This is a genomic window from Xenorhabdus sp. SGI240, from assembly GCF_040081915.1.
Taxonomy (GTDB): Bacteria; Pseudomonadota; Gammaproteobacteria; order Enterobacterales; family Enterobacteriaceae; genus Xenorhabdus; species Xenorhabdus bakwenae.
On sequence record NZ_JBEBMB010000029.1, the window covers coordinates 61,772 to 86,061 of the forward strand.

Genomic DNA, 24,290 nt, shown 5'->3' on the forward strand with positions numbered 1-24,290 from the left:
TCCCGCCTTGGCGGGGTTATTTTGTTTACATTGCGTTTATCGGTATCAGAATGCACGTTGGTATGGAAGAATACCTTGCTGCAACATTTTCTGACTACCTAAACTATGATTGTTACTTAAGCCACGAAGTTCAATATTGAATGACCATTTGTTGTCATATTGACTACTGTCGAAGCGCCAGTCGGTGATCTTGCGTTCATAACCTACACTGACTGCCCAGCAGCAGGTGTTGTATTGCAAACCGACCATCTGGTTTGCTGGCTGTTTCTCTTTGGTATCGTAGTAATAAGCCCCGACAAATGCCCAACGATCTGACAATGGCCAGCTTGCCACCATACCAATCTGAGAAATTCCTTGCTGATAAGCGGGTGCGCCTCCCTTGAGTGTGGCTTGAATATAATCGCGGTCAACAAAACGGTAGCTTAACTGCAACATGCGGTCAGTATCATGACGGTATTCCATTACGGCATTACCCATAGTGAAGCTGTCCAGACGATTATCATATTGCAGCCCGCCTTTGATGCCCCAGGAATCATTGATTCTCCAGTGTACATCTCCAGCCCAGGTTGTCGCCCCCGTGCCTTTTTTGTTTCCGATGATATCTTTGCTACCTGAAACAGACCCAGCATCTTCGGTACGTGGACGTTCAAAGTAGTAGATTTGACCTACGGACAGGCTAAAACGTTCAACCAAATCTTCATCATAAATACGGGTGGTTACGCCAGTGGTAAATTGATTGGCAGACGAGATGCGATCCAAGCCGCTGTAGAAGTGATCGCGGAACAGCCCGGTATAGTCCGATTGCAGCAGGGAAGAATCAAAGTTATTGATGTTGTTTTGATTCTTATAAGGCACATAGAGATATTGAACGCGTGGCTCCAGTGTCTGGGTATAATCCTGGTTAAGATACATGGCGCGTTCAAACACCATCTTCGCATCTGATTTAAATACCGGCAGGACACGGTTGACTGATCTTTCCAGTGCAGGTATCTCAGGGTTGGCTTTCGTTGTTTCAGTAAGATCCTGTTGGTAATGGGTTGCCATCAATTTAAATTCATTATTGATGCTCGCCCAACCATTGGAGACTGGTAAATTAATGGACGGCTCCAGATGCCAGCGTGTTCCGTCCGGCCACCGGTTACCTACACTGGTAAATTTGGCGACTTGGGCATAAGTACGAAAATCAAAGGGTCCCAAATCATTTTTATAGTAGTTGAAATCCAACTGAGGTGCTGTTCGGTAAGCTTTTCCCCTATCACTGGGGGTAAAGATTTGGAACTGTTTGGTTGTCAGCGTGGTATTCCAGTTTTGTTGAGCATAGCCAATACTGAATTTCTGAGTGGCATAGCCATCGGTGCTGGAACCGTATTGTGAGGTGAAGTCACTGAAATATTTCGGATCACTGACTTTGGTATAATCAGCACTGAAACGCCAAACCTGATTCATGACGCCACTGTGATTCCAGTAGAACAACCAGCGTCTGTTGCTATCCCGCTCAGGTCTGGCATTGAGTCTTTTATCCTCTTCATACAGACGATCACGCCCAATCCAATCCAGCGCAACTGTACCTGTCCCTGCTTTGGTTAAATAACGGAATTCATTATCCAGCTTCAAACCCCGCATCGTGATGAGATGCGGAGTAATCGTGGCATCATAGTTGGGTGCAATGTTCCAATAATATGGCAGCAGGAATTGGAAGCCATCTTTGTTGGAAAAACTGGCATTCGGAATTAAGAAACCAGAACGGCGTTTATCCCCGATGGGTAATTGCAAATAGGGCGTATAAAACACCGGCACATTGGCAACACGAAAACGGGCATTCCAGATTTCGGCGACTTCTTCTTCACGGTCAAGGATAACCTCAGAACCCACGACACTCCAGCTATCATTACCGGGCAGACAGGAAGTGAATATCCCATTATTCATGATGGTATAGCGGTTTTCATCACGCAGCATCATCTTGTCTGCGCTGCCACGTCCTTGACGGCCAACCATCTGGTACTTGCCTTGTTCCACGTCGGTATCTTTATTGTTCAGATTCGCCCAGGCGCGTGGTCCCTTCAAAATGATCTGAGGATCATCGTAGCTGACATTACCCACTGCGGTAACAGTGCGCACAGGTTCTTTATCCTGCTCTTGTGTCTGTTCGAGCCGAACCTTATCGGCTATCAGTGTTTTATTTCCCTGTTGGATATTCACATTGCCAATGAACTCAGCCGCATTGGGATATTCACCGTGAGAATCATCGGACTGAATATAAACTGGCAGTTTATTAGGGTCGCCTGTGATAATCGGCTTATCGTAGACAGGGACACCCAGCATACATTGTGCTGCGAGGTCAGCATGGGCTTGCTGACTATAAAGTGCTGCCCATACCATTGTGGCCAGCAGGGTAGGATAACATTTATTCATAGATGTTTATGCGGTTCCGTCATCAGTGGCATCGTGCCGGCAAACGCTCAGAGACTAACGTAGTTGAGAGATATGCGCCAGAGTAAAGTTTAACTTTGCTAATCTTGTTGTTAGGCACAGAGCTTAATGGATAGTATGATAATGCAAAATTGCGCTCAGGGCATTGGGGAATTGAAGACTATATGCAGTATTGGGGAAAATTATTCGGATTGATATTTGGGATTGCATCTGGTGCGGGTTTTTGGGGAATAGTGATTGGCTTAGTGCTTGGTCACATCCTTGACAAAATCAGGATGCAAAAATTGGGGAAAACAACGAAAGGCCCAACCCGACAGGCGCTGTTTTTCCGCAGTACTTTTCAAGTATTGGGGCATTTAACCAAAGCAAAAGGCCGGGTAACAGAAACGGATATCCGGCTCGCCACCCAATTGATGAACAGAATGCAACTGCATGGTGAGGCACGGCTTTCCGCGCAGCAGGCGTTTCGTGAAGGCAAACAGTCTCAATTTCCTTTGCGTGAAACAATGCGACAATTACGCCGTGCTTGCTTCGGCCGTTCTGATCTGATCCGCATGTTTCTGGAAATTCAGCTACAAGCAGCATTTGCTGATGGCGAACTGCACCCCAATGAAAGAAAGGTTCTGTTTGTCATTGCCGAAGAGTTAGGTATTTCCCGTATTCAATTTGAACAATTCCTTGCCATGATGGAAGGCGGCCGCCATTTCAATGGACAGTACCAGCAATATGGCCCCCATCAGGGTCATGAGCAGCAGCGTGCGACATTGGAAGATGCTTGTAAAGTCTTGGGCGTCAACAAAGAGGATGATGCGACCACCATTAAGCGGGCTTATCGAAAACTGATGAGTGAGCACCATCCCGATAAACTGGTGGCAAAAGGTTTACCACCAGAAATGATGGAATTGGCGAAACAAAAGACGCAGTCCATCCAGTCGGCTTACGATTTGATTAAAAAGGAGCGGGGCTTTAAATAGCGCTCGTTAAAATTCGGCTTTACACTCAAAATGCATTGGTGTGCCATAAGCCGGATGAGTAATAAACAGTTCCTGAGCATGTAATTGCAGGCGAGGTGCCATTTCCCTTGCCTGCATATGAGCATAGAACTTATCTCCCAGAATGGGATGACCAAGTGCCAGCATATGCACGCGAAGCTGATGAGAGCGCCCTGTGATGGGGGCGAGCCTGACCCGTGTAGCCTGGGACTCATATTCCAGTACCTGATACTCAGTCTGTGCGGATTTGCCCGTATCAAAACAGACTTTTTGTTTTGGGCGATTCGGCCAGTCGCAGATTAAGGGCAGATCCACCAAGCCTTTTTCCTGCTCCAGCTTTCCCCATACCCGCGCGAGATAGATTTTTTTCGGTTCACGTTCACGGAACTGGCGTTTCAACTCACGCTCGGCGGCTTTAGTCAGCGCCACAACCATGATACCGCTGGTAGCCATATCCAATCGATGGACGGATTCGGCGGTAGGAAATTCAGCCTGTATCCGCGTCATGATACTGTCCTTGTGCTCTTCTGCTTTACCCGGCACAGAAAGCAATCCACTGGGTTTATTGACAACCATAATGTGCTCATCCTGATACAGCACATATAACCAAGGATCTGTCGGGGGATGATAAGACTCCAGCATAGTGGCTCCTATGGGTCGGAAAAAATGGGATACCCAGGGGCATCTTGCGGAAAGCGCCCCTGAGTTTACCGGATGACAGGTTATTGCTGTCTGTTTATTGATGCCTGTTTATTGGTGGCTGTTTATTGATGAGAAATAACCACCAAACGAATCGCATCCAGACGCCAGTTGGCCTGATCAAGATTGAGCAGCAGATGCTTATGCTCGGCGCTAATCGCTTCCAGTTCATCATCACGGATATTCGGGTTAACCGCTTTCAGGGCTTCCAGACGTGACAATTCAGCCGACAGCGTTTCATCCGCTTCTTTTTTTGCTTTTTCAATCAACGCACGCGCTTGCGCTTCAATCAGCGGCTCAGATTGTTGCAAAATAGCATGAACCTCTTTCTGTACCGCGTTAACCAGCTTGCTGGCATTATGGCGGTTGATAGCGTTTAGCTGGCGGTTGAAACTTTCAAATTCCACCTGAGGAGCCAGATTGGTGCCTTTCAGATCCAACAACAGGCGCACTGGCGTTGGTGGCAAGAAACGAGTCAATTGCAGGTGCTTCGGTGCCTGAGCTTCAACAACGTAAATCAACTCAACCAACAGCGTCCCGACTGGCAGCGCTTTGTTTTTCAGGATGGAAACAGCACAGCTTCCTGTATCCCCCGACAGAATTAAATCCAGGCCATTGCGAATGATGGGGTGTTCCCAGCTCAGGAACTGAGTATCTTCGCGGGAGAGGGCTTTTTCACGGTCAAACGTAATCGAGCAGCCATCTTGTGGTAACCCAGGGAAATCAGGTACCAGCATATGATCGGATGGATGCAGAGCAATAATATTGTCGCAGCGATCTTCCTGATTAATGCCAATAATATCGAACAGATTCAGGGCAAAATTCACCAAATCGGTATCGTTATCTTGTGCCGCAATCTTTTCCGCCAGCTTCTGGCCCTGCTCGCCACCGTTGGAATTCATCTCCAGCAGACGGTCACGTCCTTGTTCCAATTGCTGCTTAAGCTTGTCATGATGCCCGCGACATTCAGCAATAAACTCACTGAAACCCGTTTGTTCATTAGGTTTGGCAAGGAAATTAAGCAGGGTTTCATAATACTGGTCATAGATAGAGCGGCCGGTTGGACAAGTATGCTCAAAAGCATCCAGCCCTTCGTGATACCAGCACAGGAGAATGGATTGCGCCGTGTTTTCCAGATAAGGCACACTGATTTTGATATTACGGTTTTGACCGATACGATCCAGACGACCGATACGCTGTTCCAGCAGATCAGGGTTGAATGGCAAATCAAACATGACAAGCTGGTTGGCAAACTGGAAGTTACGTCCTTCTGAGCCAATTTCAGAGCAGAGCAGCACTTGTGCGCCTTCTTCCGCAGATGCAAAGTAAGCGGCGGCGCGATCCCGTTCCAGCAAGGACAAACCTTCGTGGAACACGGCACTGCGGATGCCTTCGCGTTCACGCAAAATTTGCTCCAGTTGCAGCGCAGTTTCTGCTTTGGCACAGATCACCAGCACTTTCTCATCACGGTTTGCCATCAAGAAACCCATCAGCCATTCTACGCGGGGATCGAAATTCCACCATGTGGCATTTTCCCCTTCGAATTCCTGATAGATCCGCTCAGGATAGAGCATATCTTTGGCGCGGGACTCCACCGTCTTTTTGGCCCCCATGATTTCAGAAACCTTGATTGCCGTCTGATATTGGGTCGGCAATGGTAACTTGATCTCGTGCAATTCACGATGCGGGAAACCTTTCACACCACCACGGGTGTTACGGAAAAGCAGGCGGCTGGTGCCGTGACGATCCATCAGCAGGGTGATCAGTTCGCGACGCGCATCTTCGCTCTCTCCATCCTGATTGCTGTTTGCTGCTTTCAGCAGAGGCTCAATATCCTGTTCGCTGATCAGTTCGACGATGGCATTTTGCTGGTCATTGTTCAGCGTTTCACCAGACAACAGCAACGTCACGGTATCCGCGACAGGGCGGTATTTCTGTTGTTCATCAATGAAAGCCTGATAATCGTGGAAACGATTTGAATCCAGCAGGCGCAGGCGGGCAAAGTGACTTTCTTGCCCTAACTGCTCTGGTGTCGCGGTTAACAATAAGACAGACGGGATCTGTTCTGCCAATTGTTCGATAACTTGATATTCGCGGCTTGGGGATTTTTCGCTCCATGCCAGATGGTGTGCTTCATCCACTACCATCAAATCCCAACTTGCCTCCAGCAGAAGTTCAAAACGTTGCTTATTGCGGCGAACAAAATCCAGAGAACAGATAATCAACTGTTCAGTTTCGAATGGATTATCGCTGTCATGCTGAGCTTCGCTATATCGGCCATCATCAAACAGCGAAAAACGCAGGTTGAAACGGCGCAGCATTTCTACCAGCCATTGGTGCTGCAAACTTTCCGGCACAATGATTAATACACGTTCAACCCGCCCGGCCATTAATTGCTGATGGATAATCATCCCGGCTTCAATGGTCTTACCTAATCCGACTTCATCCGCCAGTAATACCCGAGGCGCGTGTCGCTTGCCCACTTCATTGGCAATGTGTAATTGGTGAGGGATCAAGCTGGCACGAATACCACGCAGCCCGCTTTCTGCCAGACGGAATTGTTCGCTTTGGTGCTTACGGGCGCGAAAACGCAAAGCGAAGCGATCCATGCGGTCAATTTGGCCTGCAAACAGGCGATCTTGTGGCTTGTTAAACGTCAGCTTGCTATCCAGAAAAACTTCCCGCAAGCAGGTATTTTCTTCTTCCGTATCCAGACGCGTACCAACATAGATCAGCAGGCCATTATCTTGTTGGACATCATTAATCTTGAGCTTCCAGCCTTCGTGACTGGTCACGGTATCGTCCACATTAAACATAACACGGGTGATGGGGGAGTCATTGCGTGCGTAAAGGCGGTTTTCTCCGCTGGCAGGGAAGAGTAACGTTACCATGCGCGCATCAAGCGCCACGACTGTTCCTAATCCAAGTTCGCTTTCTGTATCGCTTATCCAGCGTTGACCAAGAGTAAATGGCATAAAATTTGGCTCAGTTTTCTGTTAGACAATATTATTTATGGTTGCAGGATGGCTGCTTTTGTTGGATATCGATCGTTATTGGTTATCGATAGGGATAGTTTTCAATTGCACTTTACAACGCCTGTTTTTTGATAAAAGGGATCACAAAAGTACAATGGCCCATTAGAGGGGCGATATGTTAATTGAAGCCGAGCAAGCCGTCACCTGCAAAAATTGCCATTATTCGAAAGAGATGCTCATTTGCCCTGTCAGCAGAGGCATAAAATCATCTTGAATAAAGGGCAAGATAGCGTCAGCAATCGGCTTCAATTGCTTATTGATATAGTGTTCATAATCGGGGGCAGAGGTTTGGTTCTCTAATGGCTCAGGGCCTGCTTGAGTGATGACATAGTTGATCCAACCCCCATTTTGGTATTGTAGTGGGCGATTATGCAATTGATTATACTCATCAGCCAAACGCGCTGCCCGAACGTGGGGAGGGATATTACGCTGATAATCAGACAACTTACGGCGTAACCGCTTACGATAAACCAGACGATCATCACATTCACCTGCCAGCGTCTTGGCAAGATATTCACGAATATAATTTTGATGGGGTTGTTGCTGAAAAATCAGAGTATACAGTTCCTTCTGGAATATTTGTGCCAGCGGTGTCCAGTCAGTCCTTACTGTTTCCAGTCCTTTGAAAATCACCTTATCACCGCTTAATCCGGCATAACGTTTTTTGCTGCCTTGCTCTGCCCCGCGTACCGTTGGCATCAGGAAACGCCGATAATGTGTCTCAAATTCCAGCTCCAACGTACTTTCAAGATTGAATTCGGTTTTGAGATGGTTTTGCCACCATTGGTTGACAAATTGTGCCAAATAATGCCCGATTTGGCAGGCTTCATCCTCTGAATGGGGGCGTTTTAGCCAGACAAACGTGGAATCCGTATCGCCATAAATCACCTGATAGCCTTGTGATTCGATTAGCTCACGGGTTTGGTGCATGATTTCGTGGCCGCGCATCGTAATTGATGAAGTCAGGCGAGGATCAAAAAAATGGCAGCCAGAAGCACCGAGCACGCCATAAAAGGCATTCATAATAATTTTCAGGGCTTGAGAAAGGGACGCATTCTGTTGCTGTTTGGCCTTGTCGCGCGCCTGCCAGATTTGGGTGACGATATCCGGCAGGCAATGTTGTGTCCGGGAAAAAAATGCCTGCCGAAAACCGGGGACAGCGTGTTCACTGTCAGGGTTGGCAAGGCCTTCAACCATCCCGACCGGGTCAATCAAAAACGTACGAATAATCGAAGGATAAAGGCTCTTGTAATCCAGCACTAACACCGAATCGTATAATCCCGGAAACGAATCCATCACAAAACCGCCGGGGCTGTTATCATCGGAATACGTTGGCTGGACGGGCGCAACATAGCCAATACGGTGCATTTTGGGCAGATAAAGGTGCGTGAACGCAGCGACCGATCCGCCGCTGCGATCTACTGCTAATCCTGTTACTGTGGCGCGTTCCAATAAGAAGGCCATCAAATCTGCTTTCTCAAAGATACGATTAACCAGAATACAATCCTGTAAATTATAATGGGCGAGGGCAGGTTTATCTTGCTGAAAGCGGCGGTTGATCTCATCCATACGATCATAAGGATTATCGACGGCTTTTCCTTCCCCCAGAAGTTGTTGTGCCACATATTCAAGGCTGAAAGAAGGAAAATTCCAGGTTGCGGTTTTCAGTGCATCAATGCCGTCAATAATCAAACGGCCTTCTGCTGAGGCGAAAAAGTGCCCTGGCTTGAAACCGTGTTCTCGCCATTCGAGCAAAGTCTGATTGCGGCCGAATTTTAACGGCACGTTGTAGCGTTCAGCATGTTGCTGTAACACCCTCAAATCAAACTGCACCAGATTCCAGCCAATAATGGCATCAGGATCATAATGTGCCAGCCATTCGTTGAGTTTTTCCAGCATCATCGGACGACTGGCTACATATTCCAGCTTGAAATCAAGATCCAGTTGGTTACCCGTTGCTGGCCCTAACATAAAGACAATTTTCTCGCCGCATCCCGCCAAACCAATGGAATACAACTCACCATGCTGGCTGGTTTCGATATCCAGTGACACCCATTTCAAATTTGGCCGATAGGTGGGGTTGGGTTTCATCTGGTAACTACCGTCGGGTTTCTGGCTGAACCAGACCGGAGCAGTGATAAAGCGCTCCATCATAAACCTGTCGGGTGGACGGATATCGGCTTCGTAGAGGGGAATATTCTGTTCCCTGAAAATTTTCTCCAGATGTTGCAATTGGCGGTAATGCAGACAATACAGCGCCGCAACAGGCTGACGATTGAAATCTTTCAATGGCAATGCGGTTAATTCACAGTGCCGCTCTTGTGTGAGTAAAGGTTTTACTTTAGGCAGATCACGTTGGGGAACAAAGGCAACTGCTTTTTGGTGAGGAATAGTCACGCGGCATGCACCCGATTCTGTCGCCAGCCAATACACCAGCTCGATACCCAATGGGGTATCTTTCCAGTGGCGGGTCAGGATAAAACCCTGTTCAACGTGATTTATCTGCATAATCTTTCTCTTATGAGAAACCAACCCTATTTAGTGTTATCGGGATCATTTCAATCATAGCATTGATTATGGTTATTTATACAGTATTTTGTGTTGGATTGCTTTTCATAGTTATGATGATTTATAATTTTATTAATTAATAACGCAATAAAAACATTATTTATACCCCTCACCTTTCAAGTTGGATTGGTAGATAATAAATTGATTTTTACCATAGAAATATTAACTATTTCAAATTATCAGAGAGATTTATTATTTTTCAGTAAGTAAGTCACTTTTGTTGTTATTATTAATTGGCTAATATTCTATCGATTTTTTTACTGAGAAAATGAAACATTAATTGAATCTGGTAAATATTGATGAATAATCCCAATAAATTGACTCAAACAGATATCAAAGCCTTACTGTTATTTACTGCTTTTACTCTGCTGTATTTGTTGCCGGGCGTTTATGGACATACCCCTTGGAAACAAGATGAAAATTACAGTTTTGGTATTATTCATACCATGTATGAAACAGGGAATTGGTTGGTCACCATGAATGCCGGGCAACCTTTTATGGAAAAGCCCCCCTTGTATTATTGGACAGCGACTTCATTTATTCATTTGTTATCCCATTGGCTTCCGATGCACGATGCAGCCAGAACCGCCTCTTTATTCTTTTCAGTGATCAATTTTTCCTTTTTTATTCTGTTGGCGCGTCGCGTATTTGATGTCAAAAACTTCACCGACAGTCGAATATGGATAGCTTTTGCTTTGTATGCCAGTGCTCCCGGATTAGTTCGCCACAGCCATGATATGTTTACTGATACCGCATTAATAACAGGAACAACTATCGGATTATATGGTTTACTGGGATTAATCAAAAACGAAAAAACAGGCTACTCCTGTTTATGGTTGATCATCGGTACGGCTGTAACACTCTTATCAAAAGGGGTCTTTATTCCGGGATTATTATGGATTTGCCTGGTTTTGGCGCCCGTTTTCCTTAAACATTGCCGAACCAAACAATATTGGCTAAGGGCTTTATTGTCGGGTATTATTGCGTTGGTTTTAATCCTGCCGTGGCCTGTCATGTTACTTATTGAACATCCTGATTTATTTAAAATCTGGATTTGGGATAACAATATCGGTCGCTTTTTAGGTTTTTCGGTTGAAGATCTGGGCGCAAGGGGGAATCTGACTATGATCCCTGAGGCGGTGCTGTTGTTTGCCCTGCCATCAGGAATATTGGCTTTTCTCTTTATATTGACAAATCCAATTAAAATTCTGTCGGATAAACATTATTTCTTGTGTGCTGCCTTTGTTATCTTAGGGGTTGTTCTATTGCAAATGTCGGCTTCTGGCCGTGCATTATATTTACTGCCCTTTATTGCCCCTATGGCGATCCTGGCAACAGGAGCATTCATTAAAATACCGCAAATAATCTATAAATATTTAACCCTATTTTCTTCCCTATTTTGGTCTGTCCTGATTGTATTTTTATGGGCTTGTTATTTTTTGTCCCTTTCCACTGATTATAAACATTGGTTAACCCCATTTAGCCGCTGGTTGCCAATGGATTATCAAATGCATTTTTCGGGATTTATCGTTGTTGCCGCTGCCTTGATCACTGCGGTATGGATAGCTAAAAGTTGGTTTCTCTCTCAATCACCCGCCTTGCGCGCTGCCCAAAATTGGGTTTTGGGTATTGCCACCGTTTGGGGATTAGTCTTCACGCTATTTGTTGGCTGGATTGATTACACCAAGGGATATAAAGAGGCGTTTCTTGATTTAAGACAGAAGTTGGCGGGAGTGTATAAAGATAATGACTGTATGGCGTCGTATTATATTGGGGAATCCGAAGCGCCAATGCTTTATTATTTTGCCCGTGTTTTGCATCAACAGCAGCGTCAATTTGAAGCGCCTGAAAAATGTGATTGGCTGATTGTATTATCCGAAGAAATAGCACCCGCCCCCGAAGGAATGGCGCTATTTTGGCATGGGCATAGACCAACTCGAGATAAAGAGAATTTAGTTGTTTATAAGAAAGTGGCGTTGGGTGATATAAAGGACAATGGGTAATTTATATTAGATTACTCTACTCTTTTGATTAGCGCCCCATTACCGGGGCGTCTTGTGCTTAAAATGTAGGCCATAATTTTATCCCCCAACATCAACCTATCCCCAAAACCACCGCCTCAGCCGCCTCCCCGCTCACCAATTTCTCTGTTGCACCATCATAATGAATTTTTCCATCCACAATCAGCAAAGAGCGTGGGGCGATCTTGGCGGCATCCTCAAGATTATGGGACACCATAAGTAACGTCATTTGTCGTTCACTGCATATTTGATCCAGTAATCCCAGCATCTCATTGCGTAAAGCCGGATCAAGTGCCGAAAAGGGTTCATCCAGCAATAAAATCGGTTGATGGCGGACTAAACAACGAGCCAATGCTGCCCGCTGGCGTTGTCCACCTGAAAGTTGGGCAGGCAGGCGCGATAGACACTCTTCCAGTGATACCTGGGAGGCAATCTGTTGTCGCGTTTTCTTTTGCTCAGCACTTAACCGCAAGCCGGGATGCAATCCCAAACCAATATTTTGTGCGATGGTTAAATGGGAAAACAGATTATTTTCCTGAAACAGCATCGAAACCGGCCGCCTGGAAGGTGGGGTATGCGTATGGTTTTCGCCATCCAGCCAAATATCGCCTTGTGCTGGAAACTGAAAACCCGCTATTAAACTTAACAAGGTACTTTTACCAGCGCCACTTGGGCCGAGGATCGCAATGCGTTCTCCGGCTTTGACGCTCAGATTAAAATGCATGGCAAAGTGTTCATAAGTATAAATGACATTTTCAAGTTTAATCATGGCGTCGGCTCGGTAAGCGTTCAATCACAGTGAATAAAACAAAACACAGCAGGAGCAACAGAAATGCGGTCACGGCACCATCCTGACTGCGATAGGCCCCAATTTGTTGGGAAAGGTAATAAGGCAAAGTGCGGAAATCTTCATTGCCAAATAAGGCAATCACACCAAAATCGCCAATGGATAAAACACAGGCGAAAGCCAACGCTTGGGCCAATGGCATTTTTAATGCTTTAAGCTCGATCCAATACAGGCGGTGTATTCCCTGCATATTGAGGGAGCGACATAGAGGGTTATAACGCTGTGCCAGATCGCGCATGGGGTTTTCCAATACTTTTAGCGCGTAGGGGATCGCCATTAATGCGTTGGTCAGGATAACCAGCCCGTAAGGTGATTGAGGTATACCAATGGTTGTGTTTAGCAGGAGAAAAAAGCCTGTGGCAAGGACAATTCCCGGCATGGCAAGGATCAGCAATCCGCTACTTTCCATTGTCTGCCCCCAGCGAGGGGAATGGCGTAAGCGTAATTCGCGGCTGCTCCATAGCAACATCATGGTGAAAATAACACACAACAATCCTGCACCTACTGCAATAATGATGGACGTCGTAAAGGCTTGCCATAAAGCGGGCTGGCTTAAGACAGCAAAAATATCACGGTTCAGGCCATCCACGATGACCGCCAATAAAGGGGGGAGTAACAGCAATAACGCGATGCCAATCAGTAAACCATCAGATAATTTTTGCAGCCATGGATCCTGTGGATTCCGCCATTGTTGTTGATGCCCATAACCAACGGAAAGTGCGCCCTTAAGTTTTTGGCTAAGAAGCACCAAGCCGAGGCAACAAAAAAGCTGTATCAAGGCAAGCAGGGCAGCATGACCAAGATCGTAGTCGTAACTCAGCGCCTGATAAATGGCAAGTTCAATGGTCGTTGCGGCTGGGCCACCGCCGAGAGCCAGAACCGTAGCGAAACTGGCGAAGCACAGCATAAAAATCAGCGCACCCGTCGGTAAAATTTGACGGCGCAGGTAAGGCCACTCGATAAAACGAAAATGTTGCCATTCACTCATACCAAGCTGGGCGGCAAGTTGGCGCTGTTCAATGGCAATACTCTCCAGAGATTGCAGCAATAGCCGCGTTGCCATTGGCATATTGAAGAAAATATGTGCCAGCAAAATCCCTTGTAGCCCATAAGGTGTAAAACGATATTCAACGCCTATCCATTGGGAAAGGTTAGCCAGCCAGCCGGTCTGACCATAAACCGTGAGGATGCCAAACAGGGCAACCAAAACAGGGAGAATCAATGTCATGGCGCATAAGCGCAGAAAGAGAGTCTTGCCTGGAAAACAACGACGGTACAGTGCCCGAGCCAGAAAAATGGCCGGTGTTACCGATAAAACGGCAGAGAGAAATGCCTGCCAGAAGGTGAACAGAATGACATGCCAGAGATAACTGTCATGCAAAAATGCCCGCCAATGGCTTTCAGGTGCATTGAACCACAGCGCCCCGAACGCCGACAGGGCAACCATCATTAACAGGCCGGCGGCAAGAACCCCCGGCAATAACCAACCCGCGATTAACGGCTGACAGCGCTTTGCCATGTACGTATCCATTTTGTACGGTGTTTTGCCACATCATCTGCGTTGAATTGCAGGGATTTCTCAGGAACAGGAAGTTGTTTGAAAACGTCGGGCAAAGGGATATCAATGACAGGATACATCCATTGGGTTGTTGGAATGGCTTGCTGAAATGCCGGAGAAAGCATGAAATTCAAAAAGTTCTGTGCCAGTTCTGGCTGTTTGCTTGAGGCTACCTGAGCGGCCACTTCAATTTGCAAGTAATGTCCTTCCTTGAAGATAGCGGCGGCGTAGTTATCTTTTTTCTCTGACATCATGTGATAGCCAGGAGATGTGGTATAGCTCAACACCATATCACCTTCACCTTTCAGAAACAGGCCATAGGCTTCACTCCAGCCTTTAGTCACAGTGAGTGTCTTTGGCGCCACTTTTTGCCACTCCTGAGCGGCTTTGTCGCCATAGAGTTTTTGTATCCAGAGTAATAGCCCTAAACCCGGCGTGCTGGTGCGTGGGTCTTGGTAAATAATCTTCCAATTCTGGGGATTATTGATTAATTCATCCATACTTTTGGGGGGATGAGGCAGGGTATTTTTGTTGTAAATAAAGGCAAAATAACCGTAATCGTAAGGAATAAACGTCGTGTTGTGCCATGCAATGGGTAATTTCAGTTTTGAGGTATCGACGTGACTTGGTGTGAATAATCCGGTTTGTTGAGCGGCTTGAATCAGGTTGTTATCTAACCCCAGTATAATATCTGCGGGTGTTTTTTTGCCTTCCATTCTCAAACGGTTCAGCAAGGAGACGCCATCTTCCAACGCAACCAGTTTCAGTTCACAGCCACATTCGGTTTCAAAGGCTTTTTTGATGGCAGGCCCGGGCCCCCATTCAGAGGCAAATGAATCATAAGTATAAACTGTCAGGGTAGGTTTTGCCTGGCCTGTCTGAGCAAAAACGCTGGTAGCAATAGACAGCAGGCTGATAGCCATAAAGCGGGGAAATAATTTTGTAAACACTTTGCTCTCCTATAATTGCATATATCAATAGTTAGCAATATTGATAATTCTATACATCAATTACTTAATGTTTGTTATTAGCAGATAGCAAAGGATCTGAGAAGGTGCTAAATGAAAATGACATCTATTATATCAATGAGTAGCGTCTCAAATCCCTACGACGGTACTAACCGGTTCAGGTTCGACGGGTTTGTTCTCAGCAGTACTGTTTTGCGGCAGCCGCACCCCGTTGAGATAGCGGTATTGTAGAGACTTCGGCTACGTCTGCAAAGTCTAATCATAGAGGTTTACCGCTTGAGATGAGTGTGAAACAATTAGCTATCTTTTTAAATTTGTTATACCGAGAGGTAGTCTGGTGATCGATGATGATGGCTACCGCCCGAATGTAGGAATTGTAATTTGTAATCGCCAAGGGCAAGTTTTGTGGGCTCGCCGTTATGGGCAGCACTCCTGGCAGTTTCCTCAAGGGGGTATCAATCCAGGGGAATCACCAGAGCAGGCAATGTATCGCGAGTTGTTCGAAGAAGTTGGTTTAAATCGCAAAGATGTACGGGTTCTTGCCTCAACCCGGAGTTGGTTGCGTTACAAATTACCCAAACGTTTGGTGCGTTGGGATACAAAGCCTGTTTGTATTGGGCAAAAGCAACGTTGGTTTTTATTACAGTTATTGTGTAATGAAGCGGATATTAATGTGCAGCGCAGTAAGACACCGGAATTTGATGGTTGGCGTTGGGTCAGTTATTGGTATCCTGTCCGGCAAGTCGTTTCTTTTAAACGCGATGTCTATCGCCGCGTGATGAAAGAATTCTCTTTTATTGTGATGTCAACGCAGGAGCCGGCTTCATTATTCCATTCACCTTATTTACATCGTCGTAGAAAAAGTTAGGTTATTGCTATGCTCATGCGCTTACGGGAAATTGTTGAAAAGGTTGCAATGGCAGCTAATTTATCTGAAGCGCTTGAGTTATTGGTCAATGAAACGTGCCGGGCAATGAACACGGATGTCTGCTCTATTTATTTGGCGGATCATCAGCGGCAATGTTATTACCTGATGGCAACCAAGGGGTTGAGAAAACCCAGGGGGCAAGCAATTAGTCTCGCCTTTGATGAAGGTGTCGTGGGGCAAGTTGGGCGTTTATCCGAATTAATTAATCTCGCTGATGTCCGTGATCATCCCAGTTTTAAATATATTCCCCAAGTAAGAGAAGAAAGTCTGCGGGCTTTTTTAGGTGTACCGATTATTTATCGTCGCCAATTGCAGGGAATACTCGTTGTCCAGCAATATGAACGACGGTTATTTGATGAAAGTGAAGAATCTTTCATGGTGACACTGGCGATGCAACTTGCTGCTGTTCTCGCTCAGGCGCAAACCAAAGGGGTGTTCGGCCAGTATCGCCAGACCCGCATTAAGGGGCTTGCTATTTCTAATGGCATTGTTCTGGCACAGGGATGGCAAGATCGCTCTCAACCTTTGTTGGAACAAGTGACTGAAGCATTGACGCCGGATTATCAGGCTGAACGCTCCAGGCTGACTTTGGCGCTTGAAGAAGCAACTGCGGAATGCCGTCGTATCAGCAAGCGCTTTACTGCCAGTTCACAGAAAGAAAGCGCCGCCATTTTTGATCTCTATTCCCATCTATTAAATGATCCTCAACTCAAGCGGGATTTGTTTTGTGCTGTTGATAACGGTTTTGTAGCGGAATGGGCGATTAAAACTGTGATTGAAAAATATGCTGAACAGTTTGCCAGCTTGCAAGATCTTTATATGCGCGAGAGGGCATCGGATCTGCGGGCGCTCGGTCAGCGGGTGTTGTTTCATCTGAATGGTTCCTCTACGGGGAGCAGGCAGTGGCCAGCGCGTTTTATACTGGTTGCTGATGAACTCAGTGCTAACTTATTGGCTGAATTGCCACAAGATCAATTGGTGGGTGTGATTGTACGAGATGGCGCGACCCATTCTCACTCTGCAATATTGGTTCGTGCGATGGGAATTCCGGCTATCATGGGCGCGGATATCCAGCCTGAGTTATTACACAATCGGACACTCATCCTGGATGGTTATCGCGCAGAGGTTTTTATTGAACCGGAGCCTCTGGTTGCTAAAGAATACCAACAAATCATCGAGGAGGAACAGGTTCTCAGTAAGCTGGCTGAATGTGAACAGCAAAAGCAAGCACGGCTAAAAAGCGGAGAACGGGTTCTGGTGCAGCTTAACGCGGGCTTGAGTTTGAAACATGAACGGCAGATAGAAGACAATATTGATGGCATTGGGCTGTATCGCACGGAAATTCCTTTTATGTTGCATAGCGGTTTTCCATCAGAAGATGAGCAGAAAAATCGCTATCAAGAGATACTGGAACTTTTTCCTGATAAGCCAGTGGTATTGAGAACACTGGATATTGGCGCTGATAAACAACTTCCTTATATGCCTATCAATGAAGAAAACCCTTGTCTGGGATGGCGGGGCATCCGCATCACGCTGGATCAACCGGAAATATTCCTGATTCAGCTGCGGGCGATGCTAAAAGCCAATGCACAAACGGGCAATTTAAAAATACTGTTGCCGATGGTGACCAGTATTGAAGAGATTGATGAAGCCCGAAAACTGATTGAGAGAGCAAAAATTGAAGTAGAGCAAACGCTGGCTGAAACAATCACAATGCCTCGGATTGGTATTATGCTTGAAGTTCCCTCAGCCATTTTTTTGCTGCCTCAATTAAAGAAACGGATTGATTTTGTTTCTATTGGCACGAATGATTTAACTCAATACTTGCTTGCGGTGGATCGCAATAATACCCACGTCGCTTCGCTGTATGATAATTTGCATCCTGCGGTGATTAGAGCCTTGAAATTCGCCTTTGATGAATGCCAGCGTCTTGATCTCCCGATTAGCATATGCGGAGAAATGGCAGGCCTGCCAATGGAGACACTCATATTGCTTGGCTTAGGTTACCGTAGCCTGAGCATGAGTGGTCACAGTATTCCGCGTATTAAGTATTTATTAAGGCATTTGGATGCCAAAGAACTTGAGCATCTTATTGAGTTGATTTTGAGAGCTGAAACCAGCCATGAAGTAAAAGTATTGTCAGCCGAATTTATGGAATCACAGGGTTTGGGAGGCTTGATTCGAGGGGGTATTTAGGGAAGTTATACAAAAAATTGGAGGACTTAATGATGCCTCAGATTCCAGTAGAAACCAATGACCATATATCCTTATGAATTTCTTCAGACGACAAGTTGTTGTTGATACGTGCAGCCGCCTTGCAACATACCAACCTACCAACCTAACTGAGTTTGTAGTCTCCACTAATAGGGTTCATCAGAGGCGCCACGACAATCACTTGCGGTCTAATGGTGGGAGCTCGTCACTTGCCTGTGTTATTATCTGCGATTATTTGTCTTAAGCTATTCAAGTCATATAATTTACTCGCACAAGATCATTCATTCACACAACATATTTTTAGTGGGGAACGATGAGCACTAGCTATCTGGCATTTCCTAATATTGACCCTGTCATATTTTCAATCGGGCCTGTATCCCTCCATTGGTACGGTTTTATGTATCTGGTTGGCTTTGTTTTTGCCATGTGGCTGGCAAATCGCCGTGCGGCAAAGCCAAACAGTGGCTGGAACAAAACCGAAGTTGAGAACCTGCTATATGCCGGGTTTGTCGGGGTTTTCGCCGGTGGACGCCTCGGTTATGTCCTGTTCTATAATCTTCCAATGTTCCTTGATAACCCGCTTTATCTGTTTAAAGTTTGGGATGGAGGAATGTCTTTCCACGGTGGACTGGTAGGGGTTATCTGCGCCATGTGGTGGTTTGCGCGCCGCACCAAACGCCATTTCTTGCAAGTCGCGGATTTCGTTGCGCCATTAGTTCCGTTTGGTTTGGGAATGGGGCGGATCGGTAACTTTATCAATGGAGAATTGTGGGGGCGTGTTACGCTTGATACGCCGTGGGCCATGTTATTCCCAGGCTCCCGCAGTGAAGATATGGTCATCGCCACCGCCAATCCTTCGTTATGGCCTATTCTGGAAAAATATGGTGTCTTGCCCCGCCATCCATCACAGCTCTATGAGATGGTACTTGAAGGCATTGTATTATTTATCATCCTCAACTTATTTATCCGTAAACCGCGCCCGATGGGGAGTGTTTCAGGCTTATTCCTGATTGGCTACGGTGCATTCCGCATAATAGTCGAATTTTTCCGCCAGCCTGACGCCCAACTTGGGCTGTTTGACGGGATAAGTATGGGGCAAATCCTTTCTGTTCCCATGATTCTAGCGGGAATATTTTTGATGATATGGGCGCATAAATGCCCTGGCAATAAAACACGCAATAACAAGGTACAAGAGGCAAAATGAAACAGTATCTGGATTTAATGAAAAAAGTGTTGGAAGAGGGCACAGCAAAAGATGACCGAACGGGGACGGGAACCCTTTCTATTTTTGGTCATCAGATGCGTTTCAATTTGCAAGCAGGTTTTCCGTTGGTAACCACCAAGCGTTGCCATATTCGTTCCATTATCCACGAATTGCTGTGGTTCTTGCATGGCGACACCAATATCAAATACCTGCATGATAATGGCGTATCTATTTGGGATGAATGGGCTGACGAAAATGGCAATTTGGGACCTGTTTATGGTAAACAATGGCGTGCCTGGGGTTGTGCAGATGGCCGTCAGATCGATCAATTAACCCAGGTTATTGAACAGTTGAAAAGTGATCCTGATTCACGTCGGATCATTGTTTCTGCGTGGAACGTTGGGGAGCTGGATAAAATGGCCCTGGCGCCGTGCCATGCTTTTTTCCAGTTCTACGTAGCAGACGGTAAACTTTCCTGCCAGCTTTACCAGCGTTCTTGTGATGTATTTTTAGGATTGCCATTCAATATCGCCAGCTATGCGTTATTGGTGCATATGATGGCCCAACAATGTGATCTTGAAGTGGGTGATTTTGTCTGGACTGGCGGAGATACTCACCTTTACAGCAACCATTTGGAACAAACCAGACTGCAATTAAGTCGTGAGCCACGCGCGTTACCTAAGTTAGTGATTAAGCGTAAGCCCGACTCATTGTTTGATTATCGATTCGAAGACTTTGAAATTGTGGATTACGATCCGCATCCCGGTATTAAAGCACCGGTTGCCATTTAATTCTCTTTTTCCATCCTCAAATCTGGGGATGGAAATACATCGCGTAAAGAGCTGTGATCTTATACTCTCTTTTGAGAGTTGAAAACCAATCCCATGTCCCTCAGAAACTTTAGCCTGCATTTTTTCAGAGATCCAAGACCCGCACCAGAGCGCGAAAGTCGCTTATCCCTTATTTGATATCCTGTTTGCGTCGCTTTGTGCAATGATTGCGGGGGCAGAAGGCTGGCATGATATTCAGGAATATACCGAAGGCTATGCGGTTACCCTGCATAGAACCCTTGACATTTTTTGATCAATTAGTAGATTGTCTGTTGATAAAATCAACAGCAAGAGAAATTGATATGTTAAATAATGCAGCGATTGATTCATCATTTATGACAGGGCAATTAAGTTTGGACGCAATTATCATCGAAGCATTCAAATATAATAATGGATATATCGTTATTACAAGTAATAGCCCTTTCTATCCCAAAAATTATAAATGGGGTGACCAAAAAAGTGACATTGGGGTTATTGTTCTTAATAACCAAGTATTAAATATTGTCAAGACTTATACCGCAGTTATCATTGACAGTATGATTTACATTGATCACGATATACCCAACAAATTAAATATAGAAGATAAACTGATCCCAGCCCACTATTTAGAATCACTAAATGGTCTGGAATGTCAATCTATAGTAGGCGCAAAAGTTAAATTATCGGTTGATGCTGAAGTCAGGCATAAAATTAGCGCAGCACATAGTATGGCTCACTTTATGTCTTTAGCCTTAAATAAGGTGACTAATAAATATTGGAATAAAGATTTTGATAAGGATAGTTTAGAAAATTATAACTTAGATAAAGCAGCAATATTTAAATCATCAATTTCTGAGTTAAAATCCATAGATACATATCGGCTTGGTAAGTCGTTAAAGAAAAAAGGGTTTGATAAAGCATCATTTTTGGAAAGTATTGTTAGCATCAATGAAGAGATAAATTTAATCTTGGAAAACTGGTTGGCAACAGGGAGTAAAATACGGGTTGAATATACATCACAAGATATTGGAAGTTTGAGGTTATGGAAAAGCACGGTAGAAAATCGTCCGGTTGTTATTCCGTGTGGTGGAACCCATATAAAAAATACAGAAGAAATACAGGATGTTAAGGTAGAGATAAAACCAGAAGAAAGTGATGAGTATATTGTGATTACGACATACTGTAAGTTGAGATGATAAAACATGATCAGTTTTGAATTGATATCTATATTTGTTCTATTGGCATTACTCTCTTATTTGACCCCTGGACCTGATTGGGCTGTTATCAGTAAAGGGGTATTTAAGAGCAAGAGAGAAGGAATGATCACTGCATTTGGTGTACAGTCAGGGCTGTTTTTTCATCTTGTGTTAGGATCATTAGGCGCTACAGTTATTCTGGCAACATCGAAAACAGCATTCAATATATTACAAATAATCGGCGCCGTTTATCTTGTTTATCTTGGAAGTTCGGGATTAAGGGAGATTTATCGCAATAAAAACCAACAACAGTCAGTGATTAATTCACAAGGAATCATTAAGCAAAAAAGAAATCCTTTTTTAATCGGGTTATTTGCTAATGTACTTAACCCTAAAGTAGCCATATTTTTTATCAGTATTCTGCCTCAATTTATTAATCCGGCACTACCTCCTCTTAGGCAAATTATCATACTTGGGATAATTGATATTGTTATTGGGGTCTTATGGTGGGTTATATTTGTTTATTCGATTTTTTATATTCAAAATATATTTTTGAAAGGAAATTCTCAAGTTATTATAGAGTCTATAACTAATATTTTCTTGCTGTTATTTGGAGTTGTTATGTTTGTGGGTACTGTTTTTATTTAATTGACTTATTACCGTAGAATGTTATTTCTGTCCGAATTTATCTATTATATTTTCTTTGTCGGATATTTACTCTCACGCTGAAAATAACACTGTTAACAAATATGTTGTTACCAAAAATATAGAGTTTAAACATGGAGAGTATAATTACTTGAATCAACTTGATGAGGAAATTAAAGTAGTTTACGAAGGGGAGGGGGTTCATTTGCATGGTAATTATGTCAGACAATTTATTGATTATGAGGGATGGCAGCCTTTTATAAAATATAACGACTTTGTCATTGGGGTCTTCTTTCTATTTTGCAAGGTGCGAAAATGAGGTTCTTTTAAAGAAAATGATTGGAGATATTATCGATAACGATCAAAAAAATTTTGATTTTCAATCAGGGATGAGTTTTTCTAATAGTATTATTGAATATAGAGAACCAGATACTACCCGTGATTTATCTAAAATTAAAGGTGACCATATTATTTATGTAGATAATGATGAGTTACTTAGAAAAGGATTTTATAGTGATGGGTTACATAGCCCTTCCGTTCTGAGTTTATATACTCGATAAACTTCAAATTGCAATCTGCAATATAAAGTAAAGCCTTATATTTCCATGTGTTACGGGAATATGTAACATGCACCTTGAAGGTGAATTGGTATAGCGCGTTATGATGGTTATAATAGATGGTTGTTACGTACCTGCGCATTAACTAATATTAAACAGGCAAGTCATGATATCCTTGAAGAATCCAGGATCATTAACACACGATTTGTTATTTAATTTCTTCTTTGTTAAGAAATTACCATTTGCAAAATAATATTCAATGCTTTTGTTTGTTTTTATTAAAATTCTGGTTAAATATACCAGAAAAAATAGCATATTCTTAATTTATTTTAAATTGCAGTGGAGAAAGTTTAGGTTAAAAATACAGTAACCCTTTACCAGCCCTATATTGACTAGCGGGAAGAAGATTAAACACATCCTGGTAGGGCTGTTTTTGGGTCATCTCGGTCACGATTTCACTGATCACATCCTCGGAAACAGTACTGTTCACCCCCGCTGGGAACGGGTCCCAAAGCAGATTTTTTGCATGATCACACTGCCACGCAGGCACCATTTCGCCTCGTTGTTGGTCAACGGGATGTCTTTATGACGGAGAAAAACCCATCGCCCCGTTTCATGCTTAAGAATATAAGCACACCTTCCGGCATAGCGGGACGCCGGAACCTGTTCCCTCTTTTTCAGCCAGCTCACCAGACTTTTCCACAGTCTGGACAGGCGGTTGCGCCAGCTGGATTTGTGCGACGAGGGCGTTGAGCTTTTGCCATTCAGCCCGGGACTTTCGCTGATATTGCTCACTTCAGGTGACTCAGCGATAAAGTGTTTTTTCGGCCAGGTTGCCTCGGTGTCTTTCTGGCATCGTTTGTTGGCTGTCCCGTTATCCGGGGTTTTACCCTGACGGATGTGTTCATTCTCTTACTTCTTATTGTGCTGCTTAGGCACTGGAATCAACGTGGCATCAATGAGTTGCCCCCTTCTGGGAATGAATCCCTGTGCCGAAAGCTGATGCTTCGCCTCTTCAAACAATGCGCGGGCACTTCCTGCCCAATCCGTTTTTCGAAACACCAAATCGTGTGACGGTCTGGAATATTAATGATATCGGTCAGGCGACAAAAACGTGACCAGCTCATTCGATCAAGTAATTGATATTCCCTCTTTTCATCGGAAAGATTATGGAAATGTTTCAGGATAATGATGCGAACCATCACCTCAGTCGGGAATGGCGGGCGTCCCCCTTTGGGAGAAATAATACGTGGTGCGACACGGTCTATGGTGTCAGCCAGTGCCGAGAAATCAACAGACTTATCAAGAACAAGCAGTGGATCACCTCATTCATCGATTTTTCGACGGTGATATTCGGATGCCAGCTTGTCTTTTTTTAAAGCAGAACGAGGCAGTATCATGACGGTGCTACCTTGCAGAGATGTACTGTGTCTACATTTTACTCAATTTTGTGGCTGTGAAAAGTTTTTGGAGGTTCCCATAAAAATACTGGAATCCTTGTCCGGTGGCTCAGATGTCATTTGGACTTTCATAAATGATTTTGGTTAAATTATGTTCAGATTTGGGAGCCAGATCAAGAAAATAGGCATGGTTAATAGTGTAGTTTAAGTTAGGTATTT

The 24,290-nt window shown here is 44.6% G+C and carries 18 protein-coding genes, 1 pseudogene and 1 riboswitch; of the genes and pseudogenes, 10 read left to right on the forward strand and 9 right to left on the reverse strand.

Annotated elements, in window-relative coordinates:
• Nucleotides 1-45 precede the first annotated feature (45 nt).
• On the reverse strand, nt 46-2,412 hold the full coding sequence (gene lptD / locus ABLA76_RS07925) for an LPS assembly protein LptD (RefSeq protein ID WP_348987510.1): 2,367 nt from the start codon (nt 2,410-2,412) through the stop codon (nt 46-48).
• Nucleotides 2,413-2,594: 182 nt separating this feature from the next.
• On the opposite strand from lptD, the gene djlA reads away from it, so the two are divergent.
• Nucleotides 2,595-3,404: a co-chaperone DjlA gene (gene djlA, locus ABLA76_RS07930; protein ID WP_047766613.1), complete on the forward strand. Its 810-nt coding sequence runs from the start codon at nt 2,595-2,597 to the stop codon at nt 3,402-3,404.
• A gap of 6 nt (nt 3,405-3,410) precedes the next feature.
• On the opposite strand, the gene rluA is transcribed toward djlA, so the two are convergent.
• The 3 genes from rluA to ABLA76_RS07945 form a co-directional block, all read right to left on the reverse strand.
• On the reverse strand, nt 3,411-4,064 hold the full coding sequence (gene rluA, locus ABLA76_RS07935; protein ID WP_348987511.1) for a bifunctional tRNA pseudouridine(32) synthase/23S rRNA pseudouridine(746) synthase RluA: 654 nt from the start codon (nt 4,062-4,064) through the stop codon (nt 3,411-3,413).
• A gap of 122 nt (nt 4,065-4,186) precedes the next feature.
• Nucleotides 4,187-7,096, reverse strand: coding sequence for an RNA polymerase-associated protein RapA (gene rapA / locus ABLA76_RS07940; protein ID WP_047766611.1), 2,910 nt, complete (start codon nt 7,094-7,096; stop codon nt 4,187-4,189).
• A 219-nt stretch (nt 7,097-7,315) separates the two neighbouring features.
• Nucleotides 7,316-9,664: a DNA polymerase II gene (locus tag ABLA76_RS07945; protein WP_348987512.1), complete on the reverse strand. Its 2,349-nt coding sequence runs from the start codon at nt 9,662-9,664 to the stop codon at nt 7,316-7,318.
• A 359-nt stretch (nt 9,665-10,023) separates the two neighbouring features.
• Between ABLA76_RS07945 and ABLA76_RS07950 the strand changes: the two genes are divergently transcribed.
• On the forward strand, nt 10,024-11,727 hold the full coding sequence (locus ABLA76_RS07950; protein WP_348987513.1) for a hypothetical protein: 1,704 nt from the start codon (nt 10,024-10,026) through the stop codon (nt 11,725-11,727).
• A gap of 91 nt (nt 11,728-11,818) precedes the next feature.
• Here ABLA76_RS07950 and thiQ read toward each other — a convergent pair whose 3' ends face one another.
• From thiQ to thiB, 3 genes are read right to left on the reverse strand one after another with little or no spacing between them, the layout of a single operon-like run.
• Complete coding sequence (gene thiQ / locus ABLA76_RS07955; protein WP_348987514.1) at nt 11,819-12,514, reverse strand: thiamine ABC transporter ATP-binding protein ThiQ; 696 nt, start codon at nt 12,512-12,514, stop codon at nt 11,819-11,821.
• Nucleotides 12,507-14,111, reverse strand: coding sequence for a thiamine/thiamine pyrophosphate ABC transporter permease ThiP (thiP, locus tag ABLA76_RS07960; protein ID WP_348987515.1), 1,605 nt, complete (start codon nt 14,109-14,111; stop codon nt 12,507-12,509). Before thiP ends, thiQ begins: the two co-directional genes overlap by 8 nt.
• Complete coding sequence (gene thiB, locus ABLA76_RS07965) at nt 14,087-15,073, reverse strand: thiamine ABC transporter substrate binding subunit (RefSeq protein ID WP_348987529.1); 987 nt, start codon at nt 15,071-15,073, stop codon at nt 14,087-14,089. The genes thiP and thiB overlap by 25 nt, the downstream gene beginning before the upstream one ends.
• 161 nt (nt 15,074-15,234) lie before the next feature.
• Nucleotides 15,235-15,339, reverse strand: a riboswitch (TPP riboswitch).
• Between the two features lie 116 nt (nt 15,340-15,455).
• Here thiB and rppH point away from each other — a divergent pair.
• The 8 genes from rppH (at nt 15,456) to ABLA76_RS08005 (ending at nt 22,674) form a co-directional block, all read left to right on the forward strand.
• Entirely contained in the window at nt 15,456-15,986 is a 531-nt protein-coding gene (gene rppH, locus ABLA76_RS07970; RefSeq protein ID WP_047766605.1) for an RNA pyrophosphohydrolase, read from the forward strand.
• 9 nt (nt 15,987-15,995) lie between these two features.
• Nucleotides 15,996-18,242 (forward strand): phosphoenolpyruvate--protein phosphotransferase, encoded by a 2,247-nt coding sequence (gene ptsP, locus ABLA76_RS07975; RefSeq protein ID WP_348987516.1) that lies wholly within the window; start codon nt 15,996-15,998, stop codon nt 18,240-18,242.
• 331 nt (nt 18,243-18,573) lie between these two features.
• On the forward strand, nt 18,574-19,464 hold the full coding sequence (lgt, locus tag ABLA76_RS07980) for a prolipoprotein diacylglyceryl transferase (protein ID WP_348987517.1): 891 nt from the start codon (nt 18,574-18,576) through the stop codon (nt 19,462-19,464).
• Nucleotides 19,461-20,255, forward strand: coding sequence for a thymidylate synthase (gene thyA, locus ABLA76_RS07985; RefSeq protein ID WP_285808554.1), 795 nt, complete (start codon nt 19,461-19,463; stop codon nt 20,253-20,255). Before lgt ends, thyA begins: the two co-directional genes overlap by 4 nt.
• A 118-nt stretch (nt 20,256-20,373) precedes the next feature.
• Complete coding sequence (locus ABLA76_RS07990) at nt 20,374-20,547, forward strand: transposase family protein (RefSeq protein WP_348987530.1); 174 nt, start codon at nt 20,374-20,376, stop codon at nt 20,545-20,547.
• A gap of 49 nt (nt 20,548-20,596) precedes the next feature.
• Nucleotides 20,597-21,469: a hypothetical protein gene (locus tag ABLA76_RS07995; protein ID WP_348987518.1), complete on the forward strand. Its 873-nt coding sequence runs from the start codon at nt 20,597-20,599 to the stop codon at nt 21,467-21,469.
• A gap of 6 nt (nt 21,470-21,475) precedes the next feature.
• Nucleotides 21,476-22,117 carry a LysE family translocator gene (locus tag ABLA76_RS08000; protein WP_348987519.1) on the forward strand — a complete coding sequence of 214 codons (642 nt, stop codon included), beginning with the start codon at nt 21,476-21,478 and terminating at the stop codon, nt 22,115-22,117.
• Between the two features lie 332 nt (nt 22,118-22,449).
• Nucleotides 22,450-22,674 (forward strand): hypothetical protein, encoded by a 225-nt coding sequence (locus tag ABLA76_RS08005; RefSeq protein ID WP_285808551.1) that lies wholly within the window; start codon nt 22,450-22,452, stop codon nt 22,672-22,674.
• Between the two features lie 486 nt (nt 22,675-23,160).
• Here the strand turns inward: ABLA76_RS08005 and ABLA76_RS08010 are convergent.
• Nucleotides 23,161-23,397, reverse strand: a pseudogene (locus ABLA76_RS08010) (transposase); the annotation flags it as partial.
• Between the two features lie 218 nt (nt 23,398-23,615).
• The gene (locus tag ABLA76_RS08015; RefSeq protein WP_348987520.1) at nt 23,616-23,873 is read right to left on the reverse strand and encodes a transposase; all 258 of its coding nucleotides are present in this window, start codon (nt 23,871-23,873) and stop codon (nt 23,616-23,618) included.
• Nucleotides 23,874-24,290: the final 417 nt, after the last annotated feature.

Excerpts from the sequence above, each read along its gene's own strand:
- thyA (WP_285808554.1), top strand. The coding sequence starts at position 19,461 with ATGAAACAGTATCTGGATTTAATGAAAAAAGTGTTGGAAGAGGGCACA.
- djlA (WP_047766613.1), top strand. The coding sequence starts at position 2,595 with ATGCAGTATTGGGGAAAATTATTCGGATTGATATTTGGGATTGCATCT.
- lptD (WP_348987510.1), bottom strand. The coding sequence starts at position 2,412 with ATGAATAAATGTTATCCTACCCTGCTGGCCACAATGGTATGGGCAGCA.
- ABLA76_RS08000 (WP_348987519.1), top strand. The coding sequence starts at position 21,476 with ATGATCAGTTTTGAATTGATATCTATATTTGTTCTATTGGCATTACTC.
- thiB (WP_348987529.1), bottom strand. The coding sequence starts at position 15,073 with ATGGCTATCAGCCTGCTGTCTATTGCTACCAGCGTTTTTGCTCAGACA.
- ABLA76_RS07995 (WP_348987518.1), top strand. The coding sequence starts at position 20,597 with ATGTTAAATAATGCAGCGATTGATTCATCATTTATGACAGGGCAATTA.
- ABLA76_RS07950 (WP_348987513.1), top strand. The coding sequence starts at position 10,024 with ATGAATAATCCCAATAAATTGACTCAAACAGATATCAAAGCCTTACTG.
- ptsP (WP_348987516.1), top strand. The coding sequence starts at position 15,996 with ATGCTCATGCGCTTACGGGAAATTGTTGAAAAGGTTGCAATGGCAGCT.
- thiQ (WP_348987514.1), bottom strand. The coding sequence starts at position 12,514 with ATGATTAAACTTGAAAATGTCATTTATACTTATGAACACTTTGCCATG.
- rapA (WP_047766611.1), bottom strand. The coding sequence starts at position 7,096 with ATGCCATTTACTCTTGGTCAACGCTGGATAAGCGATACAGAAAGCGAA.
- thiP (WP_348987515.1), bottom strand. The coding sequence starts at position 14,111 with ATGGCAAAGCGCTGTCAGCCGTTAATCGCGGGTTGGTTATTGCCGGGG.
- ABLA76_RS08005 (WP_285808551.1), top strand. The coding sequence starts at position 22,450 with ATGATTGGAGATATTATCGATAACGATCAAAAAAATTTTGATTTTCAA.
- rluA (WP_348987511.1), bottom strand. The coding sequence starts at position 4,064 with ATGCTGGAGTCTTATCATCCCCCGACAGATCCTTGGTTATATGTGCTG.
- lgt (WP_348987517.1), top strand. The coding sequence starts at position 18,574 with ATGAGCACTAGCTATCTGGCATTTCCTAATATTGACCCTGTCATATTT.
- ABLA76_RS08015 (WP_348987520.1), bottom strand. The coding sequence starts at position 23,873 with ATGGTTCGCATCATTATCCTGAAACATTTCCATAATCTTTCCGATGAA.
- ABLA76_RS07945 (WP_348987512.1), bottom strand. The coding sequence starts at position 9,664 with ATGCAGATAAATCACGTTGAACAGGGTTTTATCCTGACCCGCCACTGG.